General features: G+C 68.4%; 14 protein-coding genes. 10 read left to right on the top strand and 4 right to left on the bottom strand.

Going from position 1 to position 14924, the window contains the following annotated elements; genetic code table 11:
* The 3 genes from NS365_RS18325 to NS365_RS18335 form a co-directional block, all read right to left on the bottom strand.
* A partial coding sequence (locus NS365_RS18325; RefSeq protein WP_193753481.1) for a biotin/lipoyl-containing protein occupies positions 1 to 572 on the bottom strand: 572 nt, incomplete at its 3' end.
* Between the two features lies 1 nt (position 573).
* On the bottom strand, positions 574 to 1587 hold the full coding sequence (locus NS365_RS18330) for an alpha-ketoacid dehydrogenase subunit beta (protein ID WP_058601746.1): 1014 nt from the start codon (positions 1585 to 1587) through the stop codon (positions 574 to 576).
* A 1-nt stretch (position 1588) separates the two neighbouring features.
* Positions 1589 to 2848: a thiamine pyrophosphate-dependent enzyme gene (locus NS365_RS18335; protein ID WP_058601747.1), complete on the bottom strand. Its 1260-nt coding sequence runs from the start codon at positions 2846 to 2848 to the stop codon at positions 1589 to 1591.
* A gap of 253 nt (positions 2849 to 3101) precedes the next feature.
* On the opposite strand from NS365_RS18335, the gene NS365_RS18340 reads away from it, so the two are divergent.
* Positions 3102 to 3587 (top strand): Lrp/AsnC family transcriptional regulator, encoded by a 486-nt coding sequence (locus tag NS365_RS18340; RefSeq protein WP_058601748.1) that lies wholly within the window; start codon positions 3102 to 3104, stop codon positions 3585 to 3587.
* Between the two features lie 35 nt (positions 3588 to 3622).
* Here NS365_RS18340 and NS365_RS18345 read toward each other — a convergent pair whose 3' ends face one another.
* Positions 3623 to 5113 carry an aldehyde dehydrogenase family protein gene (locus NS365_RS18345; protein ID WP_058601784.1) on the bottom strand — a complete coding sequence of 497 codons (1491 nt, stop codon included), beginning with the start codon at positions 5111 to 5113 and terminating at the stop codon, positions 3623 to 3625.
* A 163-nt stretch (positions 5114 to 5276) separates the two neighbouring features.
* Between NS365_RS18345 and NS365_RS18350 the strand changes: the two genes are divergently transcribed.
* The 9 genes from NS365_RS18350 to NS365_RS18390 all read left to right on the top strand — a co-directional run bounded on the left by NS365_RS18350 (position 5277) and on the right by NS365_RS18390 (position 14908).
* On the top strand, positions 5277 to 6170 hold the full coding sequence (locus NS365_RS18350; protein WP_058601749.1) for a LysR family transcriptional regulator: 894 nt from the start codon (positions 5277 to 5279) through the stop codon (positions 6168 to 6170).
* A gap of 122 nt (positions 6171 to 6292) precedes the next feature.
* Positions 6293 to 7039 (top strand): glucose 1-dehydrogenase, encoded by a 747-nt coding sequence (locus tag NS365_RS18355; RefSeq protein WP_058601750.1) that lies wholly within the window; start codon positions 6293 to 6295, stop codon positions 7037 to 7039.
* 10 nt (positions 7040 to 7049) lie between these two features.
* Positions 7050 to 8153, top strand: coding sequence for an isocitrate/isopropylmalate dehydrogenase family protein (locus tag NS365_RS18360; RefSeq protein ID WP_058601751.1), 1104 nt, complete (start codon positions 7050 to 7052; stop codon positions 8151 to 8153).
* A 118-nt stretch (positions 8154 to 8271) separates the two neighbouring features.
* Complete coding sequence (locus tag NS365_RS18365; RefSeq protein WP_058601752.1) at positions 8272 to 9180, top strand: LysR family transcriptional regulator; 909 nt, start codon at positions 8272 to 8274, stop codon at positions 9178 to 9180.
* A gap of 324 nt (positions 9181 to 9504) precedes the next feature.
* Entirely contained in the window at positions 9505 to 11022 is a 1518-nt protein-coding gene (locus NS365_RS18370) for an ABC transporter substrate-binding protein (protein WP_058601753.1), read from the top strand.
* A gap of 46 nt (positions 11023 to 11068) precedes the next feature.
* Positions 11069 to 12022, top strand: coding sequence for an ABC transporter permease (locus NS365_RS18375; RefSeq protein WP_058601754.1), 954 nt, complete (start codon positions 11069 to 11071; stop codon positions 12020 to 12022).
* Positions 12019 to 12879 (top strand): ABC transporter permease, encoded by an 861-nt coding sequence (locus tag NS365_RS18380; RefSeq protein WP_058601755.1) that lies wholly within the window; start codon positions 12019 to 12021, stop codon positions 12877 to 12879. The genes NS365_RS18375 and NS365_RS18380 overlap by 4 nt, the downstream gene beginning before the upstream one ends.
* Complete coding sequence (locus tag NS365_RS18385) at positions 12876 to 13856, top strand: ABC transporter ATP-binding protein (protein ID WP_058601756.1); 981 nt, start codon at positions 12876 to 12878, stop codon at positions 13854 to 13856. The genes NS365_RS18380 and NS365_RS18385 overlap by 4 nt, the downstream gene beginning before the upstream one ends.
* Complete coding sequence (locus NS365_RS18390; protein ID WP_244498499.1) at positions 13853 to 14908, top strand: oligopeptide/dipeptide ABC transporter ATP-binding protein; 1056 nt, start codon at positions 13853 to 13855, stop codon at positions 14906 to 14908. The genes NS365_RS18385 and NS365_RS18390 overlap by 4 nt, the downstream gene beginning before the upstream one ends.
* The last annotated feature ends 16 nt before the right edge of the window (positions 14909 to 14924 follow it).

Genomic DNA, 14924 nt, shown 5'->3' on the forward strand with positions numbered 1-14924 from the left:
CCTATGACCTTGGTCTCGCGAACGCTATCCGGGGCGGGGGCGTCCTTGGAGGGCGCGGGGGCGGAGGCGAAAGCGTCGAGATCCTCATGGGTGATCCGGCCGCCCGGCCCGGTGCCGGGAACGCGGCGCAGGTCGATGCCGGCCGAGAGCGCCCGCGCGCGCACGGCCGGGGCGGCGAGCGGCTTCTGCTCGCCAGCGGCAGGGGGGCGGACGTCAGGCGAAGATGGGCGCGCCTCGGGCTCGGCCGAGGCAAGAAGGGCGGCTTGGGCCGGCGCGGTTTCCGCTGCCTCCAGCCCTTCGGCCTCGCGGTGCGCCGGGGGCGGCGCGGCTTCCTCGGTCTCGATTCCGATCAGATCGCCGCCGATCGCCAAGGGCTGGCCGATCTCCCCGCCGAGCCAGCGAACCGTGCCCTCCACCGTCGAGGGAATCTCGACCGTCGCCTTGTCGGTCATCACGGAGGCGAGGATCTGGTCCTCGCGCACGGTGTCGCCAACGGCCACATGCCATTCCACCAGTTCGGCTTCGGCGATCCCCTCGCCCACATCGGGGAGCTTCATCGTGACCACGGTCATTTCAACCCTCCAGAACCGAACGGATCGCGGCGCCCACCCGGTCGGGGCCGGGGAAGTAGTCCCACTCGCCGGCATGGGGATAGGGCGTGTCCCATCCGGCCACGCGCTCGATGGGCGCTTCCAGATGGTAGAAGCACTCGCGCTGGACGATGGCGGCCAGTTCCGCGCCGAAGCCGCAGGTCAGCGTCGCCTCGTGAACGATGAGGCAGCGGCCGGTCTTGCGCACGGAGGCGACAATGGTGGGCTTGTCGAGTGGCATCAGCGTGCGCAGGTCGATGACTTCGGCATCGACACCCTGCTCGGCGACGGCGGCCAGCGCGACGTGAACCATCGTGCCATAGGCGAGAATGGTGAGGGCCGAGCCCTCGCGGCGAATAGCGGCCTGCCCGAGCGGCACGGTATAGGCCTCATCAGGCACCTCCCCCATCTCGTGCGTCTTCCAGGGCACCACCGGCCGGTCATGATGGCCGTCGAAGGGGCCGTTATAGAGGCGCTTGGGCTCCAGCATGATCACCGGATCGGGGTCGGCGATGGCCGCCAGCAGCAGGCCCTTGGCATCTGCGGGGTTGGAGGGGATCACGGTCTTGAGCCCGGCGACATGGGTGAACAGCGCCTCGGGGCTCTGGCTGTGGGTCTGCGCGCCGTAGATGCCCCCGCCCGTCGGCATTCGGATCACCAGCGGGCAGGTGAACTCGCCCGCCGAGCGATAGCGCAGGCGCGCGGCCTCCGAGACGATCTGGTCGTAGGCGGGATACATGTAATCGGCGAACTGGATCTCGACGCAGGGGCGCAGGCCATAGACCGCCATGCCGATGGCCGTGCCGACGATGCCGAGCTCACTGATCGGCGCGTCGAAGCAGCGCGTGGGGCCGAACCTCTTCTGAAGGCCCGCCGTGCAGCGGAACACGCCGCCGAAGAAGCCGACATCCTGCCCCATCACCACGACGCGCTCGTCGGCTTCCATCGCGAGTTCGTGGGCGTTCTGGATCGCCTCGATCATGGTCATCCGGGCCATCTCAGTAGCCCGCCTGCCGGCGCTGCTCGATCAGATGCGGGGGCATCTCGGCATAGACATCCTCGAACATCTCCCTCGGCGAGGGATGGCGGCCGTTCTGCAGCGTGCCGATGGCTTCCGCCGCCTTTTGCGCCTCGCCGACCGCCTGCGCGATCTCGGCCTCCGCCTGCACGTGGCGCTCGTCGGACCATTCGCCGATGGCTGTGAGATGGCCCTTCAGCCGCAGGATCGGGTCGCCTAGCGGCCAGTTCTCGCTTTCCTGCTTCGGGCGGTAGCCGGACGGATCGTCCGAGGTGGAATGGCCGCCCGCGCGATAGGTGACGTATTCCACCAGGGTCGGCCCGAGATTGCGCCGGGCGCGCTCGGCGGCCCAGCAACCGGCCGCGTGAACCGCGAGATAGTCGTTGCCGTCCACCCGCAGCGCCGGGATGCCGAACCCGTGGCCCCGCGCGGCGAACGTGCCCGCCCCGCCCCGCGCGATCCCCTGAAAGGTGGAGATCGCCCACTGGTTGTTGACGATGTTGAGAACGACAGGGGCCTTGTAGGTGGAGGCGAAGACAAGCGCGGCGTGGAAATCGCTCTCGGCGGTGGCGCCGTCGCCGATCCAGGCAGCGGCGATCCGGGTGTCGCGCATGATCGCGGAGGCCATGGCCCAGCCGACCGCCTGCACATATTGCGTGGCGAGATTGCCCGAGATCGAGAAGAAGCCGTGCTCCTTGGACGAGTAGAAGACCGGCAGCTGGCGACCGCGCGCCGCATCGCCGTCGTTGGAATAGACCTGACACATCATCTTCAGGAGCGGATAGCCGGCGGCGATCAGGAGGCCCGCCTGCCGATAGGTCGGGAAGTTCATGTCGCCGGGGGCGAGCACCCGCTGGAAGGCGCAGCTGACGGCTTCCTCGCCGAGATTCTGCACGTAGAAAGAGGTCTTGCCCTGGCGCTGCGCCAGGATCATGCGCGCGTCATAGGCGCGAAGGGTCATCATATGACGAAGCCCCTCGCGCAGCTCGTCGGGGGTGAGCGATCCCGCCCACGGTCCCACCGCCGCCCCGTGCCGATCCAGCACCCGGATGATGCCGAAGGCGAGGTCGCGCATGGCCTCCGGCTCTTCGTCGATCTCGGGCCGGCGGATGGCTCCGGCGCGCGGGATCGCGACATGCGAGAAGTCGGGCGACCCGCCCGGCCGCGCGTCGGGTTCGGGGATCGTCAGCGAAAGCGCCTTGCGCTCGCGCGCACTGCTGGTTGGAGTGCCGTCCGTCATCTCTCATCCTCCCGTTTGCGCTGAAACCTGCCCGGTGCGCCCTCTCAGGGGACAAGCGGAAGGGGATTAGGGCGCGCGCGGAGAACGGATGGATCGAACGAAACGAGCTGCATGATGGACCTCCCAGACCAGGCATCAGCCTAGGGGAAATCAGGCCAAATCATCTCTCGCATTTCAGCCCACCTTGCCGGGGCCGCGAAAGGATGATTGGCTCTGGACGTCTCTTGCGAAATTTCCTTTCGGGGCACCGCGCATGGCCAAGCCGATCGACGCCATCGACCGGAAGATCCTGAAAGCGCTTCTCAGCGACGGGCGGCTCACCAACCAGCAATTGTCGGAGGCGGTGAACCTGTCGCCCGCGCCCTGCTGGCAGCGGGTCAAGCGCCTGGAGCGGGACGGCTATATCCAGGGCTATATGGCCCTTCTCGATCAGGAGCTTCTGGGGGCGAGCGAGATCGTGCTTCTGGAGGTGACGCTCGACCGGCACGACGACGACGCGGTGGAGAATTTCGGCCGCGCCATGGCGGCCATGCCGGAGGTGCTGGAGGTCTATCTCACCACGGGCGAATACGACTATTTCCTTAAGGTCGCGGTGAACGGCACGGCGGGCTACGAGGAGTTTCTGCGCAAGCGGCTCTTCAAGGTGCGCGGTATCAGGCACTCGCGCACGAGCTTCACGCTGCGCTGCCTGAAAAAGGCCTATTCGGTGCCGCCCGACGCGGAACGCTCGGGCGGCTGAGGACGCGAAAAGGCCCAAGGGCGAAATAGAAGCGCTTAGTTGGTGTCGATCCAGATGGCCTTGGTGTTGAGATAGCCGTCGATCTGCTCGGCACCGCCCTCGCGGCCATAGCCGCTGGACTTGTATCCGCCGAAGGGCACGGCGGGGTCGAGCAGGTGATAGCCGTTGACGAAGACCGAGCCGGCCTGCAGCGCGGAGGCGATGCGGTGCGCCTTGCCGATGTCGCGCGTGAAGACGCCGGCGGCCAATCCATAGGGCGTGTCGTTGGCGCGCGCGATCACGTCGCCCACCTCCTCGAAGCGCAGCGCCGAGATGACAGGGCCGAAGATTTCCTCGCGCGCGATCACCATGTCGTCCTCGACATCGGTGAAGATCGTGGGCTCGACGAAATGGCCGGCGGCCAAATCGGCGTCCGTGAGTTGCCGCCCGCCCGTCATCAGCTGCGCGCCGCCCTCCCGGCCCTGCTCGATATATCCCATGATCTTGTCGAGCTGCCGGCGCGAGACCACCGGGCCGATCTGCGTGTCGGCCTGCATTCCGTCGCCGATGCGCAATCCCTTGGAGAAGGCGACGAGGCGCTGAACGAACTCGTCATGGATCGGGGCTTCCACGAAGAGGCGCGAGCCGGCGATGCAGATCTGGCCCGAATGGGCGTAGACCGCCATGGCCGCGATGGGCACCGCCTTGTCGAGATCGGCATCGGCGCAGATGATGAGGGGCGACTTGCCGCCGAGTTCCAGCGACACGCGCTTGGGGCCGATCGCGGAGGCGCGCACGATGGCCTGCCCCGTCAGCGTGGAGCCGGTGAAGACGAGCTTGTTGACGTCCGGGTGCTCGGCCAGCGCCGCGCCCGCGCTTGCCCCAGTGCCGGTCACGATGTTGACCACGCCGTCCGGCACGCCGGCTTCCGCCATGATGTCGGCGATCAGAAGCGGGGTCAGCGGCGCGTCTTCGGAGGGCTTGAGAACGATGGTGCAGCCGGTCGCGAGCGCCGGGCCGATCTTCCAGATCGAGGAGGCGGTGGGCGCGTTCCAGGGGATGATCGCGCCGACGACGCCCACCGGCTCGCGCACCGTCATCGAGAACACGTCGCCGGGGATCGAGTTGCGGATCGTGTCGCCCGTGATGGCGGTCGCCATGCCGGCATAATAGCGCAGCATCCCGACGACGCGCAGCCGGTTGGCGCGGGTGCGGCTGATCGGCAGGCCCATGTCCTGCGTATCAGAGGCGCTGATTTCCTCCCAATGCTTCTCGAAAAGGTCCGCGATGCGCAGGAGGAGCGCCTGCCGCTCGAAGGGCTTCATCCGGCTCCAGGGCCCGTGGAAGGCCCGGCGCGCGGCCTTCACGGCGCGGTCCACGTCTTCCTTCGTGCCGGACGGTACGGTGGCGAGCAGTCGGCCGTTGGCGGGGTTGCGCGTTTCCAGACGCTCGCCCGACAGGCTCTCGACCCATTGCCCGTCGATGAACATGGGGCGGTGGCCGCCATCGATCGGCTTGCGCAGCGGAATGGTGGCGTCGGCCAGCATCTGGTTCATGGTCGAATTCCTCGTGTCGAATGGGGGTCGGGAGGCGGACCTGCCCGTTCGAGGCGGGGCGGGCTTGCTCCCTTGTGAGATGGCGGGCGATCCCCTATCGCGGGGGTCGCCCGGTCAGACGGCGCAATCGGCCGGAAGGAGCGAGGGAAGGGCGATGTCGGCGATCAACCTCAAGCTTCTCCAGACCTTTCTGGCCGCCGTCGAAAGCGGCAGCTTCCGGCAGGCCGCCAAGGACAGCAACCGCGCGCCCTCCGCCATCAGCATGCAGATCCGCGATCTCGAAGAGCAGATCGGCATCAGCCTGTTCATCCGCACGCGGCAGCGAACCGAACTGACGCCGGACGGGCGGTTGCTCTACGAGTCCGTTTCGAAATCCATGGGCGACATCCGCGCCAGCATCGATCACGTCGCCGATCTGGTCGCCCGGCGCAAGGGCCGCATCCGCATCGCCTGCGCCCCGACGCTGGCCGCCACGAGGCTCGCCGGCATCCTCGCCACGTTCAAGCTGCGCTATCCCCACAGCCATGTCGAGGTGATCGAGGTGTCGCCGCAGGCGGCGGTCGCGATGATCCAGCGGCAGGAGATCGAGTTCTATATCGGGCCGGAACTGGCCGAACCCGCCGATCTCCAGTTCGAGCCGATCCTGGAAGACCCGCTTCATGCCTGCGTCCCGCGCGAGTTCGACGAGGGGCGCGCCGCGCTCGGCATCGAGGATCTCGCCCGCCATCCGCTGATCCTCCTCAACCGCACCACCGCCGCACGGGCGCTTCTCGACCGTCTGGCGAAGGCGCAGGACATCGAGCTGTCGCCGCAATACGAGGTCGCGGCGAGCCAGACCGCGCTGTCCCTCGCCAAAGCTGGCCTCGGCATCTGCGTCCTGCCGCGCATCTCGATCGTGGATGCGGCGCCCGCCGTCCGGGTCGTGCCGATCGATCCCTCGCAGGGCCATCGCTGGATCGGCCTCCTCACCGCGCCCGGCAATGTCCCGCACAGCTATTCCGAGCGCCTCAAGGACATTTTCCGCGACGCCCTCGCCGCGTCGAACTGAGCCCAAGCGTCTACGCCCCGCCCCGATCGGTGTCAGGACGAAAAAAGGCGACGGCTGTTCAGTTTATCTGACTGCCCGGCCGGGCGGCGATGGGCGATAGGACGGAGCAGGAGGACGCATCCATGAGACTTTCTGGAAAGACCGCTATCGTCACGGGCGGCGGCTCGGGCTTCGGCGAGGGCATCGTTCGCAAATTCGCCGTCGAGGGCGCGAAGGTCATCCTGATGGACCGGGACATGGCCGCCGCCCGCCGCGTGGCGGACGAGATCGGCGAGAGCGTCGTGGCGATCGAGGGCGACGTGTCGCGGCTCCAGAGTTTCGAAGCCGCGCTCGATCTGAGCAAATCGCGCTTCGGCGCGGTCGACATTCTCGTGAACAATGCCGGGGTCGGCCAGTCGCCGACGCCGCTGGAAGACGTCAGCGAAGAGCTGTTCGACCGCTTGGCCGCCGTCAACATGCGCTCGATCTTCAACGGCGCGCGGGCGCTGGTGCCCCATTTCAAGGAGACCGGGCGCGGCAATATCCTGAACGTCGCCTCCACGGGCGGCATCTCGCCCCGGCCGAACCTCACCTGGTACAACGCCTCCAAGGGCTGGGCGATCGCGGCGACGCGCGGCATGGCCGTGGAACTCGCCCCGTTCGGCATCCGCGTCAACGCCATCAACCCCGTGGCCGGCGACACGCCGCTCCTGTCCACCTTCATCGGCGGCGACAGTGACGAGATCCGCGCGCGCATCGTGGGCACGATCCCGCTCGGCCGCCTCTCGACGCCCGCCGACATGGGCAACGCGGCCGCGTTTCTGTGCTCGGACGAGGCCAGCATGATCACCGGCGTCGATCTTCTGGTCGATGGCGGCAAGTGCATCTGAGGGCGGATCGATGAAGCATTACACCATCGCCGTCGTCCACGGAGACGGGATCGGCCCCGAAGTCTGCCGCGCCGCCGTGCGGGTCGTGGAAGCCGCGCTTGGGACCGCTTCGCCGCTCGTCTTTCGCGAATACGATGCGGGCGCGCAGCACTATTTGGAGACGGGCGAAAGCTTCCCGGAGGCGAGCTTCGAGGGATGCCGCGAGGCCGACGCCATTCTGCACGGGGCCGGCGGGCTTCCGGGCGTCGTGCATCCCGACGGGACGGAAGCGGGCCTCGACTTCACGCTGCGGCTGCGCTTCGAACTCGACCTCTTCGCCAATATCCGGCCGATCCGCCTTTATGACGGTGTGCGCAGCCCGCTGCGCGACGTGAAGGCGGGCGACATCGACTATGTGATCCTGCGCGAGAACAGCGAGGGCCTTTACGCCGCGCGCGGCGGCGGGGCACTGCTGCGGGGCGAGGTCGCGATCGATCCGCTGGTGCAGACGCGGCACGGCGTCGAGCGCATCGTGCGCAAGGCCTTCGAACTCGCCCGCCAATCGGAGGGCGCGCCGCGCGACGGCGTGCGCCGCGTGACCTGCTGCGACAAGGCCAATGTGCTCAGGAGCTACGCCTTCTTCCGCTCGATCTTCGACCGCGTGGCGAAAGACTATCCCGACATCGAGACCGAACACGCCCTGATCGACGCGATGGCGATGCATCTCGTCATGAGGCCGAGCCACTACAATGTCATCGTCACGGAAAACATGTTCGGCGACATCCTGTCCGATCTGGCCGCCGCCACGGTCGGGGGCATGGGCATGGCTCCTTCGGCGGAAGTCGGCGCGCATAACGGCTTCTTCCAGGCCGCCCACGGTTCCGCACCCGACATCGCCGGCAAGGGCATCGCCAATCCCTACGGCACCGTTCTCTCGGCCGCCTCCATGCTCGACTGGCTCGGCCACGGCCATAGCGATGAGCGGTTGACGGACGCGGCGCGGCGCATCCGGGCCGCCGTAGAGACTTGCATCCGCGACGGGCTGCTCAGCGCCGACATCGGCGGCTCGGCCGGCACCGAGCGGATCACGGCGGCACTCTGCGAGGCGGTCGCCGGGGTATCCCCCGGGCGCTGACGCGCTCGGTTCACGGCGGTCGCTCCGCCGCTCCTTCCGGCGCTTGGCTGGAGGCGCGCCGGTGGTATAGGCGAGACCGGGACGGCGCGCGTCCTGGCCGATCGCGATGGAGGGGCCCATGCAGATCCGCTCGCTGATCTATTTCTACGAACTCGTTCGCGCCAAATCCATGCGGCAGGCGGCCCAGCGCCTCAACGTCGCGCCCACCGCGATCAGCCGGCAAGTCGCCAATCTCGAGCATCATTTCGGCACGCCGCTGGTGGATCGGGACTCGCGCGGCATCCGCCTGACGGCGGCGGGCGAGCTTCTGGCCGAGCGCCTGTCGCGCACGCTGCGCGATCTCGATCAGGTCGCGGTCTTCATCGACGATCTCAAGGGTCTGCGCCGGGGCGAGGTGAAGATCGTCACCAACGGCGCGCTCACCACGAGCATCCTCACCCCGGCCGTCGCCTCGTTCAGCGCGCTCTATCCCCAAGTCTCCTTCGACATTCGCATTCTGAGCGCCAACGACGCCATCGAGCGGCTGGTTCTGGCGGAAGCCGACATCGCGCTCACCATGTTCACGCCCGCCCATCCCGATGTGGTGGAGCGCCTCAGCGGCGCGGTGGAGAACATGGTGATCGTCGCCCCGCATCATCCGCTGGCGAAGCTCCCGCATGTCTCGCTCGCGGAGCTGGCCCAGTTTCCCCTCGCGATCCCCGACGAGAGCTTCGGCGCGCGCCGGGCGCTGGAGGAGAGCGCCGCGCAGGCGGGCGTCGATCTCAACCGCCTCTTCGTCACCAACTCGATCGAAATTCAGAAGGAGCTCGGCCGCCGGGGCGCGGCGGCGCTGATCCTGCCCGCGCTCGCCGTGGCGCGCGAAATGGCGCTGGGCGAATTGTGCGCCATTCCGATCCGGGGCGGCTGGCAGATCCGCGCGCGGTTGGCCCTCTCGGTGACGCGCGACCGCTCCCTTCCCTTTGCCGCAGCCAAGCTCCTCAGCCATCTGGAGCAGCATCTCCACGACCTTCTGGGCAAGGACGGATAGGCCAGCGCTCGGCGGCATCGTTCAAGGCGTCGTCGAAGAAGCGGCGTGCCATCTCCCCGTAACACATCTCTGATCTGACTTGCCGCGCTCGCCAGGACGCTGGTGCGCGAACGCGCTCGGCATCCCGCGAAGGCGCGCAAAGCGCCCCTTTTTCGTCCGAGACCGCGCCCGGCGGCGGCGCGTGGGTGCCCTCGCTTGATCGTGTATCGATTTCCGCTACACCCCAAGCCAGAAATAGACATAGCCGAAACAGTCGCGACATTGTTCACTTGCGACCGGGTGCCACGCGGCCAGCGGCCGAAACGATCTTGGAGGGATTCGGTCATGCTCATATCCAGGCGTCATCTCGCTCAGCTTCTGGGCGGAGCGGTGCTCCTGTCGGGGATGGCGATGTCCGGGCTTGCCCCCGCGCAGGCCGCCCCGCGCACCGACCTCGTGCTGGGCATGACCACCGAGCCCGCCGGCCTCGATCCGACGATCGCCGCGCCCGTTACGATCGGTCAGGTCACTTGGCAGAACATCTATCAGGGCCTCGTTCGGATCGACCGCGACGGCAAGGTGCAGCCGCAGCTGGCCGAAAGCTGGACCATCTCGCCCGATGGCCTGACCTATACGTTCAAGCTGCGCTCGGGCGTCACCTTCCACGATGGCGAGGCCTTCAACAGCGCGGCCGCCAAGTTCTCGCTGGACCGCGCGCGCGGCGACAGCTCGGTGAACCCGCAGAAGCCGTTCTTCTCGGTGATCGAGACCGTGGATGCCCCCGATGCGGGCACGCTGACCCTTCGCCTGAAGCGCCCATCCAGCAATCTTCTCTATTGGCTCGGCTGGCCGGCGGCGGTCATGGTGCCGCCCAAGGCCGCCGACACGCTCAAGACCAATCCGGTCGGCACCGGCCCCTTCCGCTTCGAAAGCTGGACCAAGGGCGACCGGGTGGTTCTGAAGAAAAACGCCGATTATTGGGACAAGGCGGGCGCCGCCGGCCTGGAACAGGTCACGTTCCGCTTCATCGGCGACCCGCAGGCCCAGCTCGTCGCGATGCAGTCGGGCGATGTGGACGCCATCCCGCTCTTCGCCGCGCCCGAGCTGTTCACCCAGCTCCAGAAGGACGAGCGCTTCACGACGGAAGTCGGCCAGACCGAGATGAAGGTCGTGGCGGGCATGAACAGTGCCAAGAAGCCCTTCTCCGACCCGCGCGTGCGCCAGGCGCTGATGATGGCGGTGGATCGCAACATGCTGATAGAGGGCGCTTATTCGGGCTTCGGCACGGCCATCGGCAGCCACTACACGCCCAACGACCCCGGCTACAAGGACCTGACCTCGGTCTACCCTTACGACCCGGCCAAGGCCAAGGCGCTGCTCGCGGAAGCGGGCTATGACGGAACGCTGGCCTTCACCATCAAGGCCCCGCAGATGGCCTATGCCACGCGCTCGGCCGAGATCATGCAGGCCATGTTCGCCGAAATCGGCGTGACCATGACCATCGAGCCGACGGAGTTTCCCGCGCGCTGGGTAGCCGACGTGTTCACGGCCAAGAATTTCGACATGACGATCATCGCCCATGCCGAGCCGATGGACGTCGCGATCTATTCGCGGCCCAACTATTATTTCGGCTACCACAACCCCGTCCTCGACGCCGCGATCACCAAGGCCGAGCAGGCGACCAGCGAAGACGAACGCCTTGCAGCCTATGGCGAGGTGCAGACGATCCTGGCGACCGACGTGCCGGCTCTCTACCTCTTCGTCATGCCCAAGCTCGCCGTCTGGAAAGCCGGGCTCGAAGGCTTCTGGACCAACGAGCCGATCCCCTCCAACGATCTGACACAGGTTCGCTGGACCCAGTAAGGGCCCGGCGGACCCAAGCCACCCTCTCAAGCTCCGGCAGGCCCTCATGCTCGGTCTCTTGGCACGGCGCATCGTCGGCCTCGTCTCGACGCTTCTCGTCGTCTCGTTCCTGATCTTTCTGGCCATGAATGTCCTGCCGGGCGACCCGGCGGCGGTCATGCTCGGCACCTCGGCGCAGCCCGACACGCTGGCGGCGCTGCGCAGCCAGATGGGGCTGGACGCGCCTATGCTGGTGCGCTTCGGTCGCTGGATCTCAGGCGCGCTGACGGGCGATTTCGGGGTGTCCTATACCTACGGCGTGCCGGTGGCCGGGCTGGTCGGCGAGCGGCTTCTGGTCACCCTGCCGCTGGCCGCGCTCTCGACCTTTCTCGCACTTCTCGTCTCGATCCCGCTCGGCGTCACGGCGGCCGCTCATCAGGGCCGCTGGCGGGACGCGCTGGTCACGGTCCTCACGCAGGGCAGCGTCGCCCTGCCGAATTTCTGGATCGGCCTTCTCCTGATCCTCGTCTTCGCCTCCGGCCTCGGCTGGATGCCGGCGGGCGGCTTTCCCGGTTGGCAGGCAGGCGCCCTCCCCGCGCTTGCGGCCCTTCTTCTGCCCGCCGTCGCGCTGGCCCTGCCGCAGGCGGGCATTCTCACCCGCGTCACCCGCGCGGCGGTTCTGGATGTCCTCAACGAGGATTTCGTGCGCACCGCGCGCGCCAAGGGGCTGGACCGGCGCTGGGCGCTCTGGCGCCATGTCGTGCCGAACGCGCTGCTGCCCGTCGTCACCATGCTCGGGCTCCAGTTCACCTATCTCGTCGCCGGCTCGGTGCTGGTGGAAAACGTGTTCGGCCTGCCGGGGCTCGGGCGTCTGGCCTATCAAGCCTTTTCGCAGCGCGATCTGATCGTGATGCAGAGCGTCGTCCTGTTTCTCGCCGGCCTCGTGATCGTGGTGAACTTCCTCGTGGACATGGCCTATCTCGCGCTCGATCCGCGCCTGCGCTCGGGAGCGGCCCGATGAGCGCCGCCGCCATGTCGAAGACAGCGCCCTTGGCGGCGTCTCGCCGCCTCTCCCCGCGCCTCGTGGCGGGCAGCGCGATCGTCGGTCTCCTGATCGCGATGGCGCTCGTGTCCCTCGTCTGGACGCCGGCCTCCCCCACCCGCATGGCCATCGCCCAGAAGCTGAAGGCCCCGCTGGAGGTCGGCCTCTTCGGCACCGATCAGTTCGGGCGCGATGTCCTGTCGATCCTGATGGTGGGCGCGCAGAATTCGCTGAGCGTCGCCGCGCTCGCCGTCGCGCTCGGCACGGTGGGCGGCACGCTGGTCGGGGTTTCGGCGGCGGCCTGCCGGGGGCGGGTCGAAGACCTCCTCATGCGGGCCTGCGACGTCATCTTCGCCTTTCCGCCCATCGTCTCGGCCATGATGCTGGGCGCGCTGCTCGGGCCGGGGCGGCTGACGGCGATTGCCGCCATTGCCGTCTTCATGGTGCCGGTCTTCGCGCGCGTCACGCGCTCCACCGCGCTGCAGGTCTGGTCGCGGGATTATATCCTGGCCGCGCGCGGCGCGGGCAAGGGCACGCTCGGCATCACCTTCGCCCATGTCCTCCCCAACATCGCCAGCCAGATCATCGTGCAGGTGACGATCCAGCTCGGCCTGGCCATTCTCACCGAGGCCGGCCTCTCGTTTCTCGGGCTCGGCGCGCCGCCGCCGACGCCGAGCTGGGGGCGGATGCTGGCCGATGCGCAGGTCCAGATGGTCGCCGCCCCCTGGCTCGCCATCGTTCCCGGCACCACGATCGCGCTGGCCGTGCTTGGCCTGAACCTCCTCGGCGACGGCTTGCGCGACCTTCTCGACCCCAGACGGACTCTCGGCCGATGAATGCGCCCCTGCTTGCCGTCGAATCCCTCGCCATCGACATGGCCCGCCCCGGCCAGACGCCGCTGCGCATCGTCAACGACCTGTCCTTCGAGCTGGAACGCGGCCAGACGCTCGGCATCGTCGGCGAATCCGGCTCGGGCAAGTCGATGCTCTCCCTCGCCCTGATCGGTCTTCTGCCGGGCAACGCCATCACCACCGGCTCGGTCCGCCTCGACGGGCAGGAGCTTCTGGGCCTCGACGACCGGGCGCTCTGCGCTGTCCGGGGCCGGCGGATCGGCATGATCTTTCAGGAGCCGATGACGGCGCTCAACCCGGGGATGCGGGTGGGTGATCAGATCGCCGAGGGTCTGGTGCGCACGCGCGGCCTGTCGCGCACCGAGGCCCGGCCGCGCGTGCTGGAGCTTCTGGAGCGGGTGCGCATTCCCGACGCGCGCCGGCGCATCGACGCCTATCCGCACGAAATGTCCGGCGGCCAGCGCCAGCGCATCGGCATCGCCATCGCGCTGGCCCTCGAGCCCTCGATCCTTCTGGCCGACGAGCCCACCACCGCGCTCGATGTCACCGTGCAGGCCGAAATTCTCGATATCGTCGCCGAACTCGTGCGCGAAAGCGGCATGGGGCTGATCCTCGTCAGCCACGATCTCGGCGTCATCGCGCGCGCGACCGAGCGGATGCTGGTGCTCTATGCCGGCACGCGCCTCGAAGACGGCGCGACCGCCGAGCTGCTGCGCCGGCCCGCCAACCCCTATACGTCGGGCCTCCTCAAGGCGATGCCCCGGCGCATGGCCCCCGGCGAGCGTCTCTTCACCATTCCGGGCGGCGTTCCGCCGCTCACCGACCTGCCGCCCGGTTGCCGCTTCGCGCCGCGCTGCGAGGCCCGCATCGACGCCTGCGAGGCGGGCGAGCCGCGCTGGCGCAACCTGTCGGAGCGGCATGGCGTGCGCTGCATCCGCGCCGGCGAGGAGGTGGCACGATGAGCGCTTCGCTTGCCCTGACCGTGCCGCTTCTGGCGCTTCGGGACGTCGTGCGCGATTACGGCTCCGGCCTCGCCGGACGCAGCGCGTCGCTTCGGGCCGTCGATGGCGTGTCGCTGACCGTGGAAAAGGGCGAGATCGTCGGCATTGTCGGTGAAAGCGGCTGCGGAAAATCGACGCTCGCGCGCGTCGTCGCCGCGCTCGACCGGCCGACCTCGGGCGAGGTCCTCCTGAACGGCGAAGACCTCGTGACGATGGACAAGCGCGCGCTGCTGCGCCGGCGCGACCGCTTCCAGATGGTGTTCCAGGACCCCTACGGCTCGCTCGATCCGCGCCGGCGCATCGGCTGGTCGGTGGCCGAGCCGCTGGGCGTCCTCACGCCGCGCCTGTCCAAGGCCGAGACCGAACGGCGCGTGGCCGAGATGCTGGAAGCGGTCGGTCTCAAAGCCACCGACGCCACGCGCTTCCCGCACGAGTTCTCCGGCGGCCAGCGCCAGCGCGTCGCCATCGCGCGCGCGCTCGTCACCCGGCCTGATCTCGTGATCGCCGACGAGGCGGTCTCCGCACTCGATCTCTCCGTTCAGGCGCAGGTTCTGAACCTCATTCTCGACCTGCGCGAGCGCACCGGCGCCGCCTTCCTGTTCATCACCCACAATCTCTCGGTGGTGGAAGCCATCTGCGACCGGGTGGCGGTCATGTATCGCGGGCGGATCGTGGAAAGCGGCGCGACGGGCGAGGTGTTCGAAGCCCCCCGCCATCCCTATACGCGCCTGCTGCTCGCCGCCGAGCCCGGCCGCGCCGGCATGGCCCTGGATCGCGAAGAAAAGTCTCCGCCGTTTCCGGCCGAGCCGGGCGACTGGAACGGCTGCGCCTTCCGGCCGCGCTGCGTCGAGGCGACGGAGACCTGCCGGCGCGAGGCCCCGGCCCCGATTGAAATCGTCCCGGCCGACATCGCCCCCGCTCCCCGGCCCGTGGACTGGCGGGCCGCCTGCCATCACGCGCGCGCCACGCCGCCGCCGGCCCCGGCCGGCGACCTTGCGGCCCCTCGATCCTGATTCCGAAAAGAGCCTG

Origin of the sequence: Aureimonas ureilytica (assembly GCF_001475935.1) — a bacterium.
GTDB classification, from domain to species: Bacteria; Pseudomonadota; Alphaproteobacteria; order Rhizobiales; family Rhizobiaceae; genus Aureimonas; species Aureimonas ureilytica_A.

What these genes read in the sequence shown, in the direction of transcription:
- NS365_RS18360 (WP_058601751.1), top strand. Translation starts at nt 7,050, where the DNA reads ATGAAGCATTACACCATCGCCGTCGTCCACGGAGACGGGATCGGCCCC.
- NS365_RS18335 (WP_058601747.1), bottom strand. Translation starts at nt 2,848, where the DNA reads ATGACGGACGGCACTCCAACCAGCAGTGCGCGCGAGCGCAAGGCGCTT.
- NS365_RS18345 (WP_058601784.1), bottom strand. Translation starts at nt 5,113, where the DNA reads ATGCTGGCCGACGCCACCATTCCGCTGCGCAAGCCGATCGATGGCGGC.
- NS365_RS18365 (WP_058601752.1), top strand. Translation starts at nt 8,272, where the DNA reads ATGCAGATCCGCTCGCTGATCTATTTCTACGAACTCGTTCGCGCCAAA.
- NS365_RS18355 (WP_058601750.1), top strand. Translation starts at nt 6,293, where the DNA reads ATGAGACTTTCTGGAAAGACCGCTATCGTCACGGGCGGCGGCTCGGGC.
- NS365_RS18350 (WP_058601749.1), top strand. Translation starts at nt 5,277, where the DNA reads ATGTCGGCGATCAACCTCAAGCTTCTCCAGACCTTTCTGGCCGCCGTC.
- NS365_RS18340 (WP_058601748.1), top strand. Translation starts at nt 3,102, where the DNA reads ATGGCCAAGCCGATCGACGCCATCGACCGGAAGATCCTGAAAGCGCTT.
- NS365_RS18370 (WP_058601753.1), top strand. Translation starts at nt 9,505, where the DNA reads ATGCTCATATCCAGGCGTCATCTCGCTCAGCTTCTGGGCGGAGCGGTG.
- NS365_RS18380 (WP_058601755.1), top strand. Translation starts at nt 12,019, where the DNA reads ATGAGCGCCGCCGCCATGTCGAAGACAGCGCCCTTGGCGGCGTCTCGC.
- NS365_RS18375 (WP_058601754.1), top strand. Translation starts at nt 11,069, where the DNA reads ATGCTCGGTCTCTTGGCACGGCGCATCGTCGGCCTCGTCTCGACGCTT.
- NS365_RS18330 (WP_058601746.1), bottom strand. Translation starts at nt 1,587, where the DNA reads ATGGCCCGGATGACCATGATCGAGGCGATCCAGAACGCCCACGAACTC.
- NS365_RS18390 (WP_244498499.1), top strand. Translation starts at nt 13,853, where the DNA reads ATGAGCGCTTCGCTTGCCCTGACCGTGCCGCTTCTGGCGCTTCGGGAC.
- NS365_RS18385 (WP_058601756.1), top strand. Translation starts at nt 12,876, where the DNA reads ATGAATGCGCCCCTGCTTGCCGTCGAATCCCTCGCCATCGACATGGCC.